Here is a 19,438-nt window from a genome sequence, read left to right as displayed (position 1 = left end):
AGACCTCCCCGCGGGAGGCGGTGCGGTCGGTCGTCCTCACCCGCGGACGGCCGTCGCACGGGTGAGGACGAACGCCGGTCCGGCTACGGCAGTTTCACGAACGGTGACAGGAAGGCCCGCGCTCCGGGCGTGTCCAGCCGGTAGGTGACATTGGTGGCGTAGCAGGGGCTGTCGCCGGTGATGGTGGTGGCCGCGAGGATGCTCCTGCCCCCGATGACGGCGAAGTTGGGGCCGCCGGAGTCGCCGTAGCAGGCGCCGCCGTTGCCCTGGGGCGCGGTCATCGCCAGGCGTACCCAGGCGTCGTTGAGGGCGTCGAAGGTCACGGGTGCCTTCATGCGGACGCCGCCGCCGGGATGGGTCTGTCCGCCTGGTCCGTTCACCGCTTCCTGGGTGCCGTATCCGGCGACGGTCCAGTCGGTGGAGTTCAGCTTCTGCGGTCCGAGGGCGCCCAGTTGGTTCGCGGTCGGCAGGGTGGCGGGGGTGAAGGACCAGCGTGCCTTCATCTTCGTGGCGGGCAGTTCGACGACGGAGATGTCGCGGGTGTCGGAGGCGGGCCCGGGGTAGCCGGGGTGGTTGTGGGCCTGGCCCTGTACGGCGACGGCGCTCGCCTGCGCGGCGGGGTCGCCGGGGTACTTCTTCGCGGCAGCGTCGAGTGCGGCCTGCACGTCCTGGTCGAGCGACACGTAGAACCGGACGTTGTCCGGCCAGTCCGTGGTGCAGTGGGCCGCGGTCAGGAACGTGTTCGCGTCGACCATCGTGCCGGAGCACACCCAGTCGACCCGGTCCGGGGTCGCCGGATCGTCGTCGTTGTCCCAGGTGGCGACCAGCGCACCGACCTCGGTGCGCTCCGGGGCGGGTGTCGCGTTGTACGAGTTGATCGCCGACGAGGGAAGGGCGACGGCGAGCACGGTGGCGCAGGCCGCTGCGGTGACGGCGGTGGCGCGTATGGCGGTCAAGAAGAACCCCTTTGCTGGGTGTGGGACCGGCGTTCTCCTGTGGGAGGTGAGGTGCATTGAAACCCGTGTCGTCCGCCGCGACAAGACCGTGACCGCGGCTCGCCGGGAATCGGTGAGCCGCGGTCACGGTGTTGCCGCCGACCGGGTTCTGCGGGGGTCGGCCGGGGCTACGTGCTGACGCTCGCCGGCTCGTCGCCCACCGCTGTCGCCGGCGTCCCGGGCCCGCGCCCGGCGAAGCGCATGGCGACGCACGCCCCCAGGTACAGCGCGGCGACGACCAGCAGCAGCGCCTGATAACCCGTCACCAGGGCCAGGTACTCCAGCGCTCCCCCGGTCAGCGCGCCCAGCAGGTTCGCTCCGAACGCGGACGTCGGGTCGGCGGCGCGCGCGAGACGGTCCGAGAAGATGAGGTTGGCGCAGAAGATGGGCGCGAAGGCCAGGGCGATGGCGGCGGCGAGCCGTCCGGCGAACGGCAGCGAGAGCACCGCCTGCGCCGGGACGAGCCAGGCCACCGCCAGGGTGGTGAACAGCAGGATCTGCAGCAGCGTCTGGTTGACCCGCCGGAGCCTGCGCCGGACCTCGACCGCCGCGAGGACGGCGACCAGTACGCCGAAGAACACGAGGGCGTTGACGAGCCATGTCGTACCGAAGTACAGCGCGAAGCCGATGACGTTCTTCGTTTCGAGCAGCATGAACGCGGCGCCCAGCAGGAACATGTCGGCGTAGCGGAACGTGCTCCGGATCCGGACCCCCGTCAGGCGCACCGACAGGAGCGTCACCAGCAGGATCGCGCCCAGCGCGCCCAGGTAGAGCGTGGGGATGTTCCGGTGGAGCAGGTAGGGGAAGGGGTGGTCGTCGCTCGCGGCGGCCGGGATCGGACCGCTGGGCTGCCAGGTCCGCTCGCACGACTGGTCGGCGGGTTTCATGCCGGCCACCAGCACGGCCGCGTTCCTGTTGAACGTCGTCATGCAGGGGGCGTGGCCGTAGACCTCGTCGAGGGTGCCGGCGAACCGGTCGACGAGCCAGCTCTTGCGGTAGTAGTTGTACATGGCGAAGGCGCCGTCCGGTGCCAGGTGGTCGCGCGCGGCCTCGAAGGCCTCCCGGGTGAACAGGTAGCTCTCCAGGCGGAGGTTGCTCGCGCCGGACACCAGGGTCAGGGAGTCCGGCAGCGCCAGGACGACGAGGTCGTACTTCCTGTCCGTCCGCTCCAGGAAGGCGCGGCCGTCGTCGATGTGGACGTGCACCCTGGGGTCGTCGTACGGCCTCGCGGGGTGCAGGTCCGCGCCGATCTGCTGGAGCCGGGGGTCGATCTCGACGGCGTCCACGCGTTCCGCGCCGTGCGCCAGCGCGACCGCGACGTCGTTGCCGTTGCCGGCGCCGATGACCAGCACGCGCTTGTGCGGGTTGTCGGGCGTCTGCTCGTAGGCCTTGCGGTAGGGCGAGTTCTCCCGCATCAGCACGGGGAGCGGGGCGGTGCTCTGGTGCGGGACTCCGTTCGCGGAGATGTGGTAGGTCCGGTTCGCGGTCGGCGAGGGTTTGAGCTGGATCTTGTAGTAGGGCGACCAGGAGATGCCGGTCGTCGTGGTTTCCAGGAACAGCGCGGCGACCATCGCCGTGAGCGGGATGCCGTACCGCAGGGCGTCGCGCCGTCCGCCGAGGACCAGGAAGGCGACGGCGGCGAGTACGCCCCACACGACCGACGGTGCGCGGAGCCAGGAGAACACGGCGAAGGACACCGAGCCGGCGATGCTGCCGAGCAGGTCGTAGCGGTAGGCTTCCAGCGAGGGGAGCTGGCGGAAGAGATCGGCGGTGATCTTGCCGATCCCGGCCATGATCAGCGCCGTCAGCAGGAAGATGGCGGGCAGCGTCACCCACTCGGGCAGGCCGGTGGTCTCCACGGCGGTGAAGTAGACGACCTGGTCGCTGCTCTGACGCACCTGCACCGGGAACTCGCGCACGAAGACGACGAGGAGCGCCAGCGGCAGCGGTGTCCAGCGCTTCAGCCACTGTCCGCGCGCGGCGGGGATCAGGAACCCGATGCCGATGCCGAGGAACGATCCCAGCAGGATGAAGTTCGAGAAGTAGCTGAGGTGTACGACGTTGGCGCCCGCCCATCTGATCAGCGCCAGCTCGACGAAGAGCATGGTGGTGCTGGCCAGCGTGAGCCGCCAACGCACCGTTCGTACGCTTTGCCCGATTTCAGCCCTCTTCATGCGCCCGTACGGTGCCACCTTCGACGCGGCGAGTCGAGGTGCCTTGCCGGTGCCGCGCCTCGGACAGCGGTAAGAGGAGGTCCCGGGACGTCGGTGCGGACACCTGCCGGTGCCCGCCGTGCCGGGCCGGACCCGTGGCTCACACGTGGGACCTGGCGTCCTCCGGCGGAGCCGTTCCAGTGACCCTGGCGGGACCGGCCACGGGGCGCCCGTCAGCCGGAGGCGGCGAAGACCTGGGTCCACCACGGGGGGCCGGCGCCCTCGTGGATGCCGACGCCCATCTCCTCGAACGCGCAGTTGAGAATGTTGGCGCGGTGTCCGGGGCTGTCCATCCACGCCCGCATCACCCGCTCGGGGGTCTGCTGCCCACGGGACACCGAGCGCAACGGCTCGACGCCGACCTACAAGGACGGCGCGGCGTACACGCTGGCGAACGTCTTCATGCTCGCCGCGGAGCAGCCCTGCGGTCGTGCGTGTCGTGCCCGTGATGCTGCGGAGACCCGTTGAGGCCGGACAGGGCGGCCAATCCCCGGCGCCCGGGCGCGCGTAGCCGGGCGGCCGACCGGTTGGCTGAACAGGTGACTGAACGGGTGCTTGAGCAGGTGGCTGAACGGGTGCGCTAGATTTTGCGTCACCTTGACCGCGATCACTCAACGATCTCTCACGTTACGGAGCCGGGCATCCCCATGAGCGACATCGTCAACGGACTGGGACGGGCCACCACTTACGGCGCCCTCGGCCTCGTCCTGCTGGTCCTCGGCATCGTCCTGGTCGACGTGCTCACCCCCGGCAAGCTGGGCCGGCAGATCTGGGAACAGCGCAACCGCAACGCCGCCCTGGTGCTCAGCTCCGCGCTGCTCGGCATCGGCGGCATCGTCTTCACGTCCATCTGGACGACGTACGAGGACTTCGGCAAGGGACTGGTGTCGACGGCGGCGTTCGGGCTGCTGGGGCTCGTGATGATGGCCGTGGCGTTCCTCGTGGTCGACCTGATCACGCCCGGGCGCCTGGGCGCGACGCTGGTCGAGCCGGAGCCCCACCCCGCGGTCTGGGTTACGGCGTCCTGCAACCTCGCCGTGTCCGCCGTCATCTCCGCGTCGATCGCCTGACACCGCTCCCCCGGCCGGCACCGGCACGTTCACGCGCGTCCGTCGTCGCGCGGGCGGCGCCCGGAGCCGTGCCGGCCGGACCCTGCCCCGGCACGCCGCACCGCAGTCGGTGCGGCGTGCCGCCGCGCGTCCTCAGCCGCCCAGCGCCCCGAGGACCACGCCCTTGGCCTCCTCCTGGACCTGCCGCAGGTGGTCGGGGCCGCGGAACGACTCCGCGTAGATCTTGTAGACGTCCTCGGTGCCCGACGGGCGGGCCGCGAACCAGGCGCTCTCGGTGGCCACTTTGAGACCGCCGATGGCCGCACCGTTGCCCGGTGCCTCGGTCAGCACGGTGGTGACCGGCTCTCCGGCGAGGGTGTCGGCGGTGACCTGCGCCGGGGACAGCCTGGCGAGGCGGGCCTTCTCCTCACGGCTCGCCGGTGCGTCGATGCGGGCGTACGCGGGCGACCCGAAACGCGCGGTGAGCGCGGCGTAGTGCTCGGAGGGGGTCTTGCCGGTGACGGCTGTGATCTCGGAAGCGAGCAGGGCCAGGACGATGCCGTCCTTGTCGGTGGTCCACACCGATCCGTCCCGGCGCAGGAACGACGCCCCCGCCGACTCCTCGCCGCCGAAGCCGAGCGAGCCGTCGACCAGTCCGTCCACGAACCACTTGAAGCCCACGGGCACTTCGACCAGCCGGCGGCCGAGGTCGGCGGCGACCCGGTCGATCATGCCCGAGGAGACCAGCGTCTTGCCGACCCCCGCGTCGGCGGGCCACTCGGTGCGGTGGGAGTAGAGGTAGGAGATGGCCGCGGCGAGGTAGTGGTTCGGGTTCATCAGCCCGGCGTCCGGGGTGACGATGCCGTGCCGGTCGGCGTCGGCGTCGTTGCCGGTGGCGATCTGGAAGCGGTCCCGCTGCTCGATGAGCGAGGCCATCGCGTACGGCGACGAGCAGTCCATGCGCATCTTGCCGTCCCAGTCCAGCGTCATGAACCGCCAGGTGGGATCGGTGAGCGGGTTGACCACGGTCAGGTCGAGGCGGTGCTGCTCGGCGATGCGGCCCCAGTAGGCGACGGAGGCCCCGCCCAGCGGGTCGGCGCCGATGCGCACGCCGGCCGCCCGGACCGCGTCGAGGTCCAGCACGCCCGGCAGGTCGCAGACGTACGCGTCGAGGAAGTCGTACCGTCCGGTGCCGGGAGCGGCGAGGGCCCTGGCGTAGGGGATGCGCCGTACGTCCTTCAGGCCGCCGGCGATGATCTCGTTGGCCCGGTCCTGGATCCACGAGGTCGCGTCCGAACCCGCCGGGCCGCCGCTGGGCGGGTTGTACTTGAAGCCGCCGTCGGCGGGCGGGTTGTGCGAGGGGGTGACCACCACGCCGTCCGCGAGACCCGAGGCGCGGCCCCGGTTGTGGGTGAGGATCGCGTGGGAGACCGCGGGGGTCGGGGTGTAGCCGTCCGCCGTGTCGATCAGGGTCGTCACGTCGTTGGCCGCGAACACCTCCAGCGCGGTAATCCTCGCCGGCTCGGACAGGGCGTGGGTGTCGGCGCCGAGGAACAACGGCCCGTCGGTGCCCTGCGCCCGGCGGTACTCGCAGATGGCCTGGCTGGTGGCGGCGATGTGGTCCTCGTTGAACGAGACCGCCAGGGACGATCCGCGGTGGCCCGACGTGCCGAACGCCACCCGCTGGCCGGGCTCTGCCGGGTCGGGGTGCAGCGCGTAGTACGCCGTCACCAGGCGGGCGACGTCGATCAGGTCCTCGGGCCCGGCCGTCCGGCCCGCTCGCTCGTGCTGCATGCCACAACTCCTCCACATCGGATCCGCTCGGTCGCCCTCTCATCTTCCCCTGTCCGGCCGGGCGGTCCCGCACCCCGGTCCCCCACTGCGCAGGAAGGCACGAGGAAGGCGGCCGGTCCTGCGCTCGCCGGTCCTGCGCTCGCCGGTCCTGCGCTCGCCGGTCCTGCGCTCGCCGGTCCTGCGCTCGCCGGTCCTGCGCTCGCCGCGTCGCGGCGCGCCGCCTCGCGGCAACGGGCGGACCGGTGGAAGGGTGTCGCGGATGACTTCCCACACGCCTGCGGGGGCGCCGACCTGGTGGCCCGCCGCCCTGGAGACGACGAGGTTGCTGCTCCGTCCGGTGACGACGGCGGACCTGCCGGCGATCGAGCGCCTGTGGCGTGACGAACGGGTACGCCGCTACCTCGGCGGGCCGGTGAGCGAGGACAGGATCGCGATTCGGCGCCGGCGTCTGCCGGGCACGCCCGGAGCGTTCGCGGTCGAGCGGCGGTCGACGTCCGCGGTCGTCGGGCTGGTCACCGTCGAGCCGGGTTCCCCCAGGGGCGGGACGGAGGTCTCGTACACGCTCCTGCCGGACGCATGGGGGCGCGGCCTGGGGCGCGAGGCCGTCGGCGAGGTGATCCGCTGGGCCCGGGGCCTGCCGGGCACGCGGTCGATAGTGGCCGTCACACAGAGCGCGAACGTCTCTTCCCGGAGCCTTCTGGAGGCCGTCGGCATGCTGCCCGGCGACGAGTTGGTCGAGTACGGGGAGCGACAGACGATCTACCGCCTTCCCGTGTGACTCCCGCCCGGACGGCCGTGCGCCGGCCCCGCTTCCCCTGCCGAGCCGGCCGCCGCAGCGCGCCGTGTCCGGGAAGGACCGAGGCTCCGCTCCCGGGCGAGCATCGGGATGGACCGGGCGCGTCCGTGCGCCGGCGGACGATCCGGATGCGGGCCGAGGCCGCCGGACCTGCCTGTACGGCGCGCAGGCGGCCCAATCGGCCGAGATCTCAACCGCGTTCGCGGAGGTACGCCTCCAGTTCCGCCGCCCCCGTGAGCATCGCCCGCGCGCGGGCGGACAGCCGGTCGTGCCAGTCGCGCAGGGCGGACTCCAGGGGCTCCAGACCCCCGGCCGCGCGCACCTGGGTGATCAGCGGGGCGATCTGCTCCAACAGGTAGCCGCCGCGCCTGAGTTGGTGGGTGAGGCGGGCGTCCCGCACGTCGGCCTCGTCGTAGACGCGATAGCCGGTCCGTGGGTCGCGGCGCGGGCGCACCAGCCCGACGCGTTCCCATGTGCGCAACGTCGCGGGGCGGATGCCCAGCCTTCCTGCCAGCGGGCCGATGAACACGGCGCCGGGCCCGGGCCCGGGCACCGTACCGGGTCCGGACCCCACGCCCCGTTCGGCCACCGCGCCCGGTCCGGACGCCGTGCCGTGTTGCGACGCCTTGATGGGCTCCAGGTCGCGGAGGGCGCTCTCCACGGCCCGGAGGGTCCGGCGGTCCTCGAGGAGCTGGGCGTGGCTCTCGTCGATGAGGCGGAATGCCTCCTCGACGGCGCCCTCGTTCACCGCCCGCATGATCGCCGTCGCCGTCCGGTGGCCGTGGCCGGGCACCAGGGCGAGGAACGCACGCAGGGCCCGCGCGTGCAGCGGCGTATAGGTGCGGTAGCCGTGGGGTGTGCGAGCGGCGGCCGGGAGGATGCCGGCCTCCTCGTAGTTCCTGACCGCCTGCGTGGACAGACCGTGCCCGCGCGCCAGGTCGACCGGCCTGAGCCGTTCACCGGTTTTAAGGTTTCTCCCCATGCTCCTGCCGGGTTCCATAAAAAGTCTCAACCGTCGCTTCAACGATAGCGTTGAAGGCATGGCTACAGACATCAAGAGCGCCGCCCATGCCGCCCATGCCGACGCCGTCATGAGGCTGCTCCCGGCCCGGCCGAGGCTCCTCGCCCTGGGCGAGCCCACCCACGGCGAGGACACGCTGCTCGACGTGCGGAACGAGCTTTTCCGGCAACTGGTCGAGCAGGAGGGGTACCGGTCGATCGCGATCGAGAGCGACTGCGTCATGGGCCTGGTCGTGGACGACTACGTCACCTCGGGCACCGGCACCCTCGACGAGGTCATGGAGCGCGGGTTCAGCCACGGGTGGGGCGCGTCCGCCGCCAATCGCGAACTCGTGCGCTGGATGCGCGCGTACAACGACGGCCGGCCCACGGCCGAGCAGCTCCACTTCGCAGGCTTCGACGGCCCGCTGGAGATCACCGGCGCCGCGAGCCCCCGGCAGGTCCTCACCGCACTCCACGACTACCTCTCGGCCCACGTGAACCCGGACCTGCTCCCCTGCACCGCCGAAACCCTCGACCGTCTGCTCGGCGCGGACGGCCAGTGGACCGATCCGGCCGCGATGACGGACCCGACCCGGTCCGTGGGGCGGTCGGCCGAGGCCGGGGAACTGCGGCTGCTCGCCGACGACCTGGCCGCGCTGCTGACCGAGCAGACGCCGCACCTGCTCGCGGCGACCTCCCGGGACGACCTGGACCGGGCGCGCCTGTACGGGCGTACGGCGAGGGGCCTGCTGCGGTATCACTTCTGGATGGCCGACACCTCACCGGGCCGACTGACGCGGCTGGTGGGGGTGCGGGACCAGATGATGGCCGACAACCTCCTCGCCGTCGCCGAACGGCGCCCGGCACTGGTCCACGCCCACAACGCCCATCTCCAGCGGAACAAGAGCACGATGCGGATGGGCGGGCAGCAGCTGGAGTGGTGGAGCGCCGGCGCCATCGTGAACGCCCACCTGGGCGAGGACTACGCCGTCCTGTTCACGGCCGTCGGCACGATCCGGCACCAGGGCGTGGGCACCCCGCCGCCGGACACCGTCGAAGGACTCCTCTACGCGCTCCCGGAGGACCACCACGTCATCGACGCCCACCGCCTGGCCGGCGCCCTCGGCGGCATACGGCCCGTCCCCCGTGTGTCCCCCTGGTTCGGTTACGCCCCACTCGACCCGGCCCACCTGTCCGCAACCGACGGGCTCGTGTTCGTGAAGGACCTGTCGCAGGGCTAGCACAGAGAGTCAGTGGTACGGCGTGTCCGTCAAGGCGCGGGCCCGCCCGCTCCCCTGCCCGCGTCCGCGGTCCCTCAGTGGCGGACAAGGCAGAACGGGTGCCCGGCCGGGTCGGCGTAGACGCGCCAACTCCGTTCGCCGGAGCCGTCGTCGAGCAGCGACGCGCCCTCGGCCAGGACCAGGTCCTGGGCCCGGTCCAGGTCCGCCACACCGAAGTCCAGATGGAACTGCTGGGGCCGGGCGGGGTCGGGCCGGCGCGGCGGCCGGTAGTCCGCCACCCGCTGGAACGCGAGCACGAAACCGGACGGTGCGTGCAGCGTCGCCCAGTCGTCGCCGACGGCCCACCGCCGGTCGGGCTGGTTGACCGTCCCGCCCAGCAGCGACTGGTAGAACTCGGCGAGCACCAGCGGGTCGGGACAATCCAGCACCACGCACTGCAGGTCAGCGATCATGTTCCAGATCCTAGGCCGGGTCCGCGAAGTGGCGCCTGCCGCACGGGCGGCGCCCCGGCGGCCGACACGTTCCGGCCACCCATGAATTACCTTTTTCTGCGTCGATCCTTCACACGACCCGGCCCGCTCCAGCCGGGAACGGCGCATCCGTCAAAATAAGGTCAACCGCCAAAAACCCCTATCTTTCCGCATCATCGGACAGGTTTGTTACCTTCGGTAACTTGGCTTAATCCATTCGAAGCGGAGTATTGCGACCCGCACTTTCCGCCCTTAAATTCCAGGCAAGTGCTCGATCGGTCGGCCGACCATCCTGGCCGGCGTTTCCGTTACGTGTGCCACGTCCGCGGTTGCCGCCCGATCGGGCCGGTTCCCCGCGGGCGCGGCACCCCCGCAGAAGGGAACCGGAACCATGCACCGCATCACCCGCACGGTCCTCACCGCCGCCGCCGTCAGCGGCGCCGCCCTCGGCCTCACCGTCGCCCCCAGCTCGGCCGCCGCGCAGGCCACCTGGACAGTGACGCCGGGCGGCAACTTCACCGCCCACTCCGACAGCCCGGGCGTGGTGACGGACTCCGGCACCTACTACTGCACCTCCGCCGACGGCACCGGCTCCCTCAAGAGCGGCTCGGGCCTGTCCGGCGCCGGCATCGGGCAGATCAACTCGCTGTCCTTCGCCGGCTGCAAGGCCTCCGGGATGAGCATCACCATCACGACCTCGGGCCTGCCGTACGCGATCAACGTCACCGGGGTCGACGCCGACAACCCGAACCGGATCAACGGTGAGGTCGTCGGCGTCAAGGCGCACGTCTCCGGCTTCGGCTGCCGGGCCGACTTCACGGGCACGGTCCACGGCTACTTCGACAACACCGACGGCACCCTGGTGGCGGACGGCACGAGCCGGGACCTCGTGGCCTCCAACGCCAGCTGCCTGGGCCTGATCAACAACGGCGACACGGCGGCCATCAAGGCCGTCATCAAACTGAACCCCGCACAGAAGATCACGCTGGACTGACCGAAGGCCGCGCGGAATGCACCGCGCGGCCTCCTCATTGCGTCGGCGGACTCACTGTCCTCCGAATCCGGCGATGCCGGCGACCGGTATTCAGAGGGCAGCGCACGCCGACGCGGATGCGCAATTCCCTGAATCGAAGGCGCCCTCCGTCGAATTCCCGTGAAGCGCCGGGAGAATTCAGCAGTCGGGAATCACCCTGCCGCTGTTGTCGCGGGCCTCGTCATTGCCCCAGCGGGACAGGTAGTAGGCCGAGACGTACTGGTTGGCCGGGCCCACGTCGAGGTCGGTCTTCAGCCACCAGTGGTTGAAGTTGCCGGCGCTGTCACGGATTTCACGGCCCCACGCCTTGCAGAACACGTAGTTGGTGCCGGCGTAGAGGGTGCCGGTCTGAGCGGTGCTGGTCGGCGAGGAGTAGCCCGGCGCGTTGGCGAACGTGTCGACCCAGTACTTGCCCCCGCCTGCGCAACCGTTGTCGCTGGTCAGGTACTTCTGGTGGTAGGAACCGGGGTACGGGGCGAGCGAGGCCCCGTTGATGCGGATGGTCTGGCCCACGCCGTTGTAGAGCTGCTCGTAGTGGATGTGGGCGCCCGAGCTGTTGCCGGTGGAGCCGGTGGTTCCGATCGACTGGCCCTGGGCCACGGCCTGTCCGTGGCTGATTCCGAAGGAGGCGAGGTGGAAGTAGTAGGTCTTCCAGCCGCCACCGTGGTCGATGACGACGTAATTGCCGGCGCCGCCCGCCTCGTAGTAGCGGTAGGCGGTGCCCGAGGCGGAGGCCAGCACGGGGGCGCCGGCCGTGGCGCCGCCGTCGGAGCGGACGAAGTCCAGCGCGAGTCTGACCTCGGCCGAGTGATGGCTGTAGGTCCAGGTCTGCCCGCAGGGATAGGGCGCCTTGAAGTTGGGCGCCGCCTGCGCCGTGGGTGCGGTGAGCAGGCCGACGAGGAGTGCGGCCAGGACCACCAGGACTATCCGCAGATGACGCATCAAACCTCCTGAGAACGGGGGGGTTGCCGACGGGCAAGAGGGGGTTGCCGGTTCGGGACGGGGTGCCGCTGATGTCGCGGTCGGTTCGGAGAGGGCCGTCGCGGGCGGACCGGAAGGGCTTCGACGGGGGCGGCCCGCGTCGCGCACCCGGACAGGCACTTCCGGTCGACGGTCAGGCCGACCGCGAGCGCGCCCTCCCGCCCCGGCGGTGCCGCTGCGACGGACCGGGCTCGCCTCGCGAGCGGCGGGCGCCGCGATCCTGCCTCACGGGAGCGTGTCCGGGTCGTCGGCGTGGTTGCCGCACGGCACCTCGACAAGCCGCATGCACCACTCCACTCCACTTCACTGGTCATCCGCGGGCGAGACAGAATCCGAGCGTGTTCATGACAGACGATACTGGCCAAGTCGCCCGCGGAACAGGGGGGGTGAGGAGGACTGGGGTGCCGCTCCGTGGTTCTCGTCGGTGCCGGAGGCGGGCGTCGGCTCCCGGTCACGGGGCCCGTTCCGCGGCCCGGGCCGGTCAGTCCCGCAGGGCGTCGGCGAAGGTCTCCCGGTGGGCCGTGAGCCAGGCCTGCACGCGGTCCCAGCGTTCCCAGCCTCCGCGCTCGGCCAGCGCCCGGACGTAACCCGGGTCACCGCCGGCCACACGGTCGGCCACGAACGCCCGGCAGACTTCCGTGGCCTGCTCCACGACCGCGGGCAACTCGGCGCGTTCGGGCGGCGAGAGACCATAGCCGTCGGCGAGAGTCCGCAGTCGTGCGGGGGCGTCCAGTCCGGCGGGGTAGAGGCCGGCCGCGGAAGCGGGGTCGAGCATGGGTACCCAGTAGCGGGCGGCCATGGCGACGTCCCAGAGGGGGCGGCCCGGGGCGGCCATGTCGAAGTCGATCAGGGCGGCGGCCCGGCCGTCGCGGAAGACGACGTTGTCCGGACACACGTCGTTGTGGCACAGCGTCGTGCCGCCCTCCGGATCGGCCAGGTCCCGGGGCCAGGGGACACCGGAGCCGGCCGGGACGGCGCCGCCGGCGTCATGCAGACGGCGCAGCAGTCCGCCCACGGAGGCGAGGGCGGTGTCCGTCATCACCCAGTCCGGGAACGGCGGCAGGGCCACGTCACCGGGGATGAAGGTCAGCTGTTCACGACCGTCGGCGGTGAGGCGGACAGGGCTGGGCGCCGCGTCGAAGCCGCGCTCTCTCAGCGCGCGCAGGTGGGCATGGAGGGCGTGCGCGTTGCGCGGCGCCGGGCGGTCCACCAGCGCGCCCCGGCGGAAGACCGCCCCGGCGTTCAGCAGGCCGCCGGCCAGCGCCTCGCCGTCCTCGGCGTCGCCCTCAGCCGTCATGCCGACCACGTTGCCGCCGCACGGTCACGGCCCGGTTCCGGGGCGGGCGTGCCGGAACCGTGCCGCTTCGGCAACCCCCGAGGCTCAGCAACCGCGCCCCGGGGACCCGGCCGGGCCGGAGGCGAACGTCACCGGCGGGAGCGCAGACGGGAGAGGAGCCGCTGGGCCTGGGCGCGGCGGCGGGGGTCGGACGCGGCACGCCGCGCCTCGCCGATGGTGCGCCGCCCCTGCGGACTCCGCGCGAACTGCTTGATTCGTTGGATCAAACCAGGCATGACACTCCTTCCACGGGTCGTACCGGGTTCGGTGCCCGGTTCTCATGTCACCCCCTTACCCTGTGTCCGCGGGTCCATCCCGGCAGGTGGACGGCTTCCCCGCCCGTTCGGCCCAACCCGCGCCGTGGCCACCACGCGTCCCCGCCGCCAAATCGGTGTCCCCCGCCCGCGCCGTGCGGTGATCATGAGCGGACACGACACCGATCCACGAGGAATCGCCCGCCATGCCTGTGCCTGCCGACCCGACCGTGCTCCGTCCGATGCCCGACCAGCCCCGCGTGGTGCTGCTCAGGCCACTGGTGCGGTCCCCGCTCATCGAGGTCGGGGAGTTCTCGTACTACGACGACCCCGACGACCCGACCGCGTTCGAGACACGCAACGTGCTCTACCACTACGGGCCGGAGAAGCTGGTCATCGGCCGGTTCTGTGCGCTGGGCACGGGCGTGCGCTTCCTGATGAACGGCGCCAACCACCGCATGGACGGCCCGTCGACCTTCCCCTTTCCCACCATGGGCGGCTCCTGGTCCGAACACTTCGACCTGCTCACCGGCCTGCCGAACCGCGGGGACACGGTCGTCGGCAACGACGTGTGGCTCGGTTACGGCGTGACGGTGATGCCGGGCGTGCGGATCGGGCACGGCGCGATCGTCGGTTCCGGCTCCGTGGTCACCTCGGACGTGCCCGACTACGGGATCGTCGGTGGCAACCCGGCCCGCCTCCTGCGCACCCGCTACAGCGACGAGGACGTGTCCCGGCTGCTGGCCCTCGCCTGGTGGGACTGGCCGCTGCGGCACATCACCGAGCACGTGCGGACGATCATGTCGGGCAGCGTCGCGGAGCTGGAAGCCGTCGCTCCGGACACTCGGCGCACCTGACGCCGACACCGTCGCCGACGCGCGTCAGTGGTGGCGGCCGTGCCGGCCGAGGGTGTCCACGGGGGTCGCGCCGGGGCGGGACCACTGCGGCACGGGGCGGCCGGCCGGGCAGCGCGGTGGTCGGTTCGTCCGGCGTGGTCGCCATGGTGTCCTCCGGGGTCTCGTGCCGGGCGGCGTCGTACGGCGCGCTCTGCGGCGGTCACCGGGACAGACTCCCGGCCCGGCCGGAACTCATCGCAGCGGACACCGTCACTGCGCCGTCGCCGACGGCGATCCTGGCGGCGGCACCCCTGCGTGAGCGCGGGCCTTGATAGGCAAGTCAATACTTGCCTATGGTGGTGGGCATGGCGGAAGATGTCTTCAAGGCCCTGGCCGACCCCACCCGGCGGCGCATCCTTGACGAGCTGGTGGAACGGGACGGCCAGACCCTGTTCGAGATCTGCACCCGGCTGGCGACGAAGCACGGCCTGGGGCTGTCCCGCCAGGGGATCAGCCAGCACCTGGCCGTACTGGAAGCCGCGGGCCTGGTCACGTCGCGACGCCAGGGCCGCTACAAGTTCCACGACCTGAACACCGAACCCCTTGAGCGCATCGCGACCAGATGGCTCAGGCCCAAGAGACCGGAGAGCACCCCATGAAGATCCATCTGTCCAGCGTCTTCGTCGACGACCAGGAGAAGGCCCTGCGCTTCTACACCGACGTGCTGGGCTTCGTGAAGAAGCACGACGTCCCGTTGGGCGAGGACCGGTGGCTGACCGTGGTCTCGCCCGAGGACCCCGACGGGACCGAACTGCTGCTGGAACCCTCCGGCCACCCCGCGGTGCAGCCGTACAAGACGGCGCTGCTCCAGGACGGCATCCCGGCCACCTCGTTCGCCGTGGACGACGTGCACGCGGAGTTCGACCGGCTGCGCGCGCTCGGGGTGCAGTTCACGCAGGAGCCGTTGAAGATGGGCCCGGTGACCACGGCCGTGCTGGACGACACCTGCGGCAACCTGATCCAGATCGTGCACAGCGAGTAGGGCACCGGCCCTCGGAGCGTCCCCCAGCCCTCCCCCTCAGGGCTCTCCCCCCTCAGGGCTCCCCTAGAGTCGCCCGCGTGACTGAGCCCTCCTACCTCGCCGCGGTCCGGGAGTCGTACGACACCGTCGCCGCCGCCTACGCGGAATTCGTCAAGTCCCCTGCCGAGCTGGACCCGTTGTCCCGCTCGATGCTGGCCGCGTTCGCCGAGGCCGTGCGGGCGGCCGACCGCGGACCGGTCGCCGATCTGGGGTGCGGTCCCGGCAAGGTCACGGCGCATCTCGCGGACCTGGGAGTGTCCGCGGTCGGCATCGACCTGTCCCCGAGGATGATCGAGCTGGCCCGGCAGGCGTACCCGGGCCTGGACTTCGCGGTGGGGTCGATGACCGCGCTGCCGGTCGGGGACGACGCACTCGGCGGCATCCTGGCCTACTACTCCGTCCACCACACACCGCCGGAGTCGCTGCCGGTCGTGTTCGCCGAGTTCCGACGCACGCTGGCGCCCGGCGGCCATCTCATGCTGGCCGGCCACGTGGGGGACGACGAGCACCTGCGTCCGACGCAGGCGTACGGCGGCCGTCCCGTGTCCTACGAGTCCCACCTGCTGCCGGCGGACCGGATCGCCGGGCTGCTGGACCGGGCCGGGCTCGCCGTCACCGCGCGCCTGGTGCAGGAGCCCGGCGAAGGAACGAAGAGGACCGTCGGCACCTTCTTCGCCGGAAAGCCCGCGCGGTCGTGAGCGGGACGGGGTTCCGAGCACCCCGGGCAGACGGCGGCACGCCGTGCCCGGGCACTGACCGGCGGCCCGTGCCCGGGCAGCAGGGGCCGGAGGTATTCCCGCCCCACACTGCACCGCACCCGGAGCGGCCCCCGCGCCGGGCCTGAACCTGCGCGCACGTTCCTGGCCGAAACCCTGGTGTCACTGAGTCAGCGCGACCATCCGACGAACACGATCCCCGTCCCGTACGGGCCCGATGCCGCGGCGGTCAATTGACGAGCGAACGGCCCGTCGGTGCCAGCCTCAAGATCTGCGGGGACGCCGCCTGTTCCTTCTCGACTCTCGACAGGATCTCCCGCCCCACCGGGTGGGCCCGCACCGCGGCCAGGTGGCCGCGGTGCGCGCTTTCGTCGGGGTAGGAGGTGAGGACCGCGACCACGTTCTCCCCGGTGCGGACCGGCAGCCTGGCGAAGGTGTTGGGTGCTGTTTCGGTGGTCAGGACGGCGAGCGGCTCGGGCCCCGTCTCGCGGAGCACGGGGAGGAGAGCGTCCCGGATCAGTCCCTCGCCGTCCGGGTCTCCGGGAGGGAAGGACCAGACGGTGACGGACACGAAGCGGTCCGGTGCCGGAGTGCCGGGCCGGGACCGTTCGGCCGGGCGGACGGTGAAACCGCTCCCGGCCCACATCGGCCGCAGCAGCAGGACGTCGTCCGAGTCGACCATCGTGGCGTTGGCCCGGGGCCCGTGCTCGGCCCAGACGGGTCCGCCGTAGAACGCCGTCAGGGCGCGGTGCCGTACGGCCATGTCCGGGAATCCGCGCAGCCAGACGAAGCGGTCCGGATCGTCGAGGTCGCGGAACTGGCCGAGGACGACCATCCCGGTCTCCTCCTGGGTTTCGACGAGCTCCCGGTCGAACAGGTCGATCAGCTCGTCACGCCGCCCTGACCGCAGCGTGTACTGGCGAAGCTCGATCACGGCGGGGCTGGGCGCGGGGTCGGTGGGCGACACGGCGGAACTCCTGTTGTCGGCGCTCTGATACGGAGGTTTCAGTGCTGCGGCACGGAGGTTTCAGTGCTCTGGCACGGAGATGTCGGTGCTCTGGTCCGGAATGGGCGCCGGCTCGTTGTGGGGGAGCCGGGCCCGCACTGACGCTAGAGGAACCGTGTGCCAGGTGCTGTCAGGGTTTCCGGGCAGAATGCGGCCATGTCCGCCGAACGCCTGCTGTCGCTGCTGCTGTTGCTGCAGACCCGTGGCCGCATGTCCGCACGGGCGATCGCCGGCGAACTCGGCGTGTCCGTGCGGACCGCCTACCGCGACGTGACCCGTCTGCAGACCGCCGGGGTGCCGGTTCGCGCGGAGCCCGGCCCCGGGGGCGGTTATCAGCTGCTCGACGGCTATCGCACCCGCCTCACCGGGATGAGCGAGGGCGAGGCACGGGCACTGTTCTTCGCCGGACTGCCCGGCCCCGCCGCCGACCTGGGCCTCGCGGCGGAGGTGACGGCGGCGCGGCTGAAACTGCTGGCCGCGCTGCCCACGGGCCTGCGCGAGGCGGCGGCGCGGACCGCCGCGGTGTTCCACCTGGACGCCCCCGGCTGGTACCGGGCCCCCGAGGAGACGCCGTTTCTGTCCCTGTTCGTCGACGCGGTGCTCGCCCGGCGTGCGGTGGACGTGCGGTACCGGCGTTGGCGCGCGCCGCAGGAGGTGCGGCGCCGCCTCCACCCCTACGGCCTGGTGCTCAAATCCGGCACCTGGTACCTAGTGGCCGCCTCGGAGAGCGGAGTCGGGACGTACAGGGTCGCCCAGGTCCTCGACGCGGTGCTCGGCGAGGAGCGCTTCGAGCAGCCACGGGGCTTCGACCTGGCGGCCCACTGGACTTCCTACCTCGCCGATTTCGCGTCACGCCGCTTCACGGGCTCCGCCACCATCCGCCTGTCCCCGCGAGGGCGCCGACGCCTGCCCGACAACATGCCCCCGGAGGTGGTGCGGGCGGTCGCCGCCACCGCTACCGCCGTCGGGGACGACGGATGGGTCGAGGCCGTCATCCCCACCGAGAGCACCGACCACGCGTGCGGCGAGCTGCTGCGGCTCGGCACAGACGTCGAGGTCGTCGCGCCGGCCGAACTCCGGAGGGCGATGGCCGACACCGTCGGCGCCCTCGCCAGGACCTACGGTCGCGCCGGCGTCGGGGCCGGGGAAGGGACCGGCGAGGAGTGACAGTCCTGCCGGGGATTGCGCTGTAGGCAGTGGGTCCTGAGCAGGCCGCTCCCGTCCCGTCGCCCGCCTGCCCGCCCGGCGGTTCCGACGGGGACGGGCCTCGGGTGCCGGCGGGAGCCGGGTAACCTGGGCCTGCCGTACCCCAAATCACAACGCACCATGGGATTTTGGGGCCGTGCGGTGTCTTCGTGTCGCAACGATGTGGGGTGGGCGGGCAAGTGCTGTTGGCGGATCGCTACCAACTGGACGAACTGCTGGGACGCGGTTCGATGGGCGAGGTGTGGCGGGCCACCGACCAGATCCTCGGGCGCCGGGTCGCGGTCAAGCTGCTGCGTACCGTGGAGGCGACGGACACCGAGCGGTTCCGGCTGGAGGCGCTGACGGCGGCCCGCCTCAATCATCCGCACGTGGTGGGCGTGTACGACTTCGGCTCCGACGGCGACCAGTTGTATCTGGTGATGGAGTGCATCGACGGCTGGAGCCTGGCGCAGGAGCGGTCGATGCGCGGTGTGCTGCCTCCGGAGGAAGCGGCCGCCCTGGTGGCGCAGGTGGCCGTCGGTCTGTCCGCGGCGCACCAGCACGGCGTGATCCACCGGGACATCAAGCCCGCCAACATCATGCTCACCGTCGAACGCACCGCGAAGATCACGGACTTCGGGATCGCCCGCTTCGCCGACGAGGCCGAGCGCACCCTCACCGCCACCGGCAAGATCGTCGGAACGGCCGACTACCTCGCGCCCGAACGCGCCCTGGGCCGGTCGGCCCGCCCCGCGGCCGACGTCTACTCGCTGGGCTGCGTGCTGTACCAACTCCTCACCGGCCGGGCGCCGTTCCAGGGCGCGACCTCCCTGGCCGTGGTGCAGCAGCACGTCGACGCCGTGCCGGTGCCGCCGGACCGGCTGCGTCCCGGCATACCCCAGCCGCTGTCCGACTACGTGCTGCGTCTGCTGTCCAAGGACCCCGCGCACCGGCCCACCGCCGACGAGGTGGCCGACTGGCTCAACGCCCGGCGGTGGGCGGTCTCCCCGGCGGAGCCGGTCGGTGCCGCAGCCGCACCCGCGCCCCCGTCCGCCACCGCGTCGTTGCCGCTCCCCTCGGCGAGCCCTCCCCCGGCCCGCGCCCGGTCCAGGGCACGCGGCCGCGTCATGCCGGCCTCCAGGGCGGTACTGGGCACGGCTGCCGTCGTCCTGTTCGCCGGTGCCGCCACTGTCGGCGCGTCGTTGAACTCCGGCGACAAGAGCCCCGTACCACCGGCGTCGCCGACCCCGACCAGCGTCACGTCAGCCCCGGCGACCGAATCCCCCAGCGCCACGCCGTCCTCTGCCAGGCCGTCCTTCGCCACGCCCACGTCCGCCGTCCCGTCGCCGGCCTCACGAGGCGAGGACGATGAGGACGACGACCGCGAGGACGAGGACGAGTACGGCAAGGGCAAGCGCGAGAGGGGCGAGGGCAAGGGCAGGGGCAAGGA

19 protein-coding genes and 1 pseudogene are annotated in these 19,438 nt (G+C 71.8%); 10 read left to right on the top strand and 10 right to left on the bottom strand.

The window, feature by feature from the left end; all coding sequences use genetic code 11:
- Positions 1 to 83 precede the first annotated feature (83 nt).
- The 3 genes and pseudogenes from QC282_RS26175 to QC282_RS26165 form a co-directional block, all read right to left on the bottom strand.
- Positions 84 to 956: a trypsin-like serine protease gene (locus tag QC282_RS26175; RefSeq protein ID WP_279552023.1), complete on the bottom strand. Its 873-nt coding sequence runs from the start codon at positions 954 to 956 to the stop codon at positions 84 to 86.
- 167 nt (positions 957 to 1,123) lie between these two features.
- A complete protein-coding gene (locus QC282_RS26170; protein WP_279552022.1) occupies positions 1,124 to 3,133 on the bottom strand; it encodes a spermidine synthase in 2,010 nt (669 codons plus the stop codon).
- A 248-nt stretch (positions 3,134 to 3,381) separates the two neighbouring features.
- Positions 3,382 to 3,549: pseudogene (locus tag QC282_RS26165) on the bottom strand (CAP domain-containing protein); the annotation flags it as partial.
- A gap of 306 nt (positions 3,550 to 3,855) precedes the next feature.
- Between QC282_RS26165 and QC282_RS26160 the strand changes: the two are divergent.
- Entirely contained in the window at positions 3,856 to 4,278 is a 423-nt protein-coding gene (locus QC282_RS26160) for a DUF350 domain-containing protein (protein WP_279552021.1), read from the top strand.
- Between the two features lie 132 nt (positions 4,279 to 4,410).
- Here QC282_RS26160 and pgm read toward each other — a convergent pair whose 3' ends face one another.
- Positions 4,411 to 6,051 carry a phosphoglucomutase (alpha-D-glucose-1,6-bisphosphate-dependent) gene (gene pgm, locus QC282_RS26155; RefSeq protein ID WP_279552020.1) on the bottom strand — a complete coding sequence of 547 codons (1,641 nt, stop codon included), beginning with the start codon at positions 6,049 to 6,051 and terminating at the stop codon, positions 4,411 to 4,413.
- A gap of 259 nt (positions 6,052 to 6,310) precedes the next feature.
- Between pgm and QC282_RS26150 the strand changes: the two genes are divergently transcribed.
- Positions 6,311 to 6,829, top strand: coding sequence for a GNAT family N-acetyltransferase (locus QC282_RS26150; RefSeq protein ID WP_279552019.1), 519 nt, complete (start codon positions 6,311 to 6,313; stop codon positions 6,827 to 6,829).
- 208 nt (positions 6,830 to 7,037) lie between these two features.
- Here QC282_RS26150 and QC282_RS26145 read toward each other — a convergent pair whose 3' ends face one another.
- On the bottom strand, positions 7,038 to 7,829 hold the full coding sequence (locus tag QC282_RS26145; RefSeq protein ID WP_279552018.1) for a TioE family transcriptional regulator: 792 nt from the start codon (positions 7,827 to 7,829) through the stop codon (positions 7,038 to 7,040).
- A 58-nt stretch (positions 7,830 to 7,887) separates the two neighbouring features.
- Here QC282_RS26145 and QC282_RS26140 point away from each other — a divergent pair, with 58 nt between their 5' ends.
- Positions 7,888 to 9,090: an erythromycin esterase family protein gene (locus QC282_RS26140; RefSeq protein WP_279552017.1), complete on the top strand. Its 1,203-nt coding sequence runs from the start codon at positions 7,888 to 7,890 to the stop codon at positions 9,088 to 9,090.
- Between the two features lie 74 nt (positions 9,091 to 9,164).
- Here the strand turns inward: QC282_RS26140 and QC282_RS26135 are convergent, their stop codons facing one another.
- Entirely contained in the window at positions 9,165 to 9,542 is a 378-nt protein-coding gene (locus QC282_RS26135) for a VOC family protein (protein ID WP_279552016.1), read from the bottom strand.
- A 409-nt stretch (positions 9,543 to 9,951) separates the two neighbouring features.
- Here QC282_RS26135 and QC282_RS26130 point away from each other — a divergent pair, with 409 nt between their 5' ends.
- The gene (locus QC282_RS26130) at positions 9,952 to 10,554 is read left to right on the top strand and encodes a hypothetical protein (RefSeq protein WP_279552015.1); all 603 of its coding nucleotides are present in this window, start codon (positions 9,952 to 9,954) and stop codon (positions 10,552 to 10,554) included.
- A gap of 177 nt (positions 10,555 to 10,731) precedes the next feature.
- Here the strand turns inward: QC282_RS26130 and QC282_RS26125 are convergent, their stop codons facing one another.
- From QC282_RS26125 to QC282_RS26115, 3 genes are all read right to left on the bottom strand, one after another.
- On the bottom strand, positions 10,732 to 11,535 hold the full coding sequence (locus QC282_RS26125) for a M23 family metallopeptidase (protein ID WP_279552014.1): 804 nt from the start codon (positions 11,533 to 11,535) through the stop codon (positions 10,732 to 10,734).
- A 520-nt stretch (positions 11,536 to 12,055) separates the two neighbouring features.
- Entirely contained in the window at positions 12,056 to 12,871 is an 816-nt protein-coding gene (locus QC282_RS26120) for a phosphotransferase (protein ID WP_279552013.1), read from the bottom strand.
- Positions 12,872 to 12,999: 128 nt separating this feature from the next.
- On the bottom strand, positions 13,000 to 13,146 hold the full coding sequence (locus QC282_RS26115; RefSeq protein ID WP_279552012.1) for a hypothetical protein: 147 nt from the start codon (positions 13,144 to 13,146) through the stop codon (positions 13,000 to 13,002).
- A 224-nt stretch (positions 13,147 to 13,370) separates the two neighbouring features.
- Between QC282_RS26115 and QC282_RS26110 the strand changes: the two genes are divergently transcribed.
- The 4 genes from QC282_RS26110 to QC282_RS26095 all read left to right on the top strand — a co-directional run bounded on the left by QC282_RS26110 (position 13,371) and on the right by QC282_RS26095 (position 15,779).
- Entirely contained in the window at positions 13,371 to 14,021 is a 651-nt protein-coding gene (locus QC282_RS26110; protein WP_279552011.1) for a CatB-related O-acetyltransferase, read from the top strand.
- Between the two features lie 344 nt (positions 14,022 to 14,365).
- Positions 14,366 to 14,659 carry a metalloregulator ArsR/SmtB family transcription factor gene (locus QC282_RS26105; protein WP_279552010.1) on the top strand — a complete coding sequence of 98 codons (294 nt, stop codon included), beginning with the start codon at positions 14,366 to 14,368 and terminating at the stop codon, positions 14,657 to 14,659.
- The gene (locus QC282_RS26100) at positions 14,656 to 15,042 is read left to right on the top strand and encodes a VOC family protein (RefSeq protein ID WP_279552009.1); all 387 of its coding nucleotides are present in this window, start codon (positions 14,656 to 14,658) and stop codon (positions 15,040 to 15,042) included. Before QC282_RS26105 ends, QC282_RS26100 begins: the two co-directional genes overlap by 4 nt.
- Positions 15,043 to 15,119: 77 nt before the next feature.
- The gene (locus QC282_RS26095; RefSeq protein WP_279552008.1) at positions 15,120 to 15,779 is read left to right on the top strand and encodes a class I SAM-dependent methyltransferase; all 660 of its coding nucleotides are present in this window, start codon (positions 15,120 to 15,122) and stop codon (positions 15,777 to 15,779) included.
- Positions 15,780 to 16,026: 247 nt separating this feature from the next.
- On the opposite strand, the gene QC282_RS26090 is transcribed toward QC282_RS26095, so the two are convergent.
- Positions 16,027 to 16,764, bottom strand: coding sequence for an NIPSNAP family protein (locus QC282_RS26090; protein WP_279552007.1), 738 nt, complete (start codon positions 16,762 to 16,764; stop codon positions 16,027 to 16,029).
- Between the two features lie 195 nt (positions 16,765 to 16,959).
- Between QC282_RS26090 and QC282_RS26085 the strand changes: the two genes are divergently transcribed.
- Together QC282_RS26085 and QC282_RS26080 are read left to right on the top strand one after the other, a co-directional pair.
- Positions 16,960 to 17,970 (top strand): YafY family protein, encoded by a 1,011-nt coding sequence (locus tag QC282_RS26085; RefSeq protein ID WP_279552006.1) that lies wholly within the window; start codon positions 16,960 to 16,962, stop codon positions 17,968 to 17,970.
- 218 nt (positions 17,971 to 18,188) lie between these two features.
- The coding region (locus tag QC282_RS26080; protein WP_279552005.1) for a serine/threonine-protein kinase at positions 18,189 to 19,438 on the top strand (1,250 nt) is incomplete at its 3' end.

Origin of the sequence: Streptomyces sp. DH24 (genome assembly GCF_029813775.1) — a bacterium.
Lineage (GTDB): Bacteria > Actinomycetota > Actinomycetes > Streptomycetales > Streptomycetaceae > Streptomyces.
This window is presented reverse-complemented; position numbering and strand designations above follow the sequence as displayed.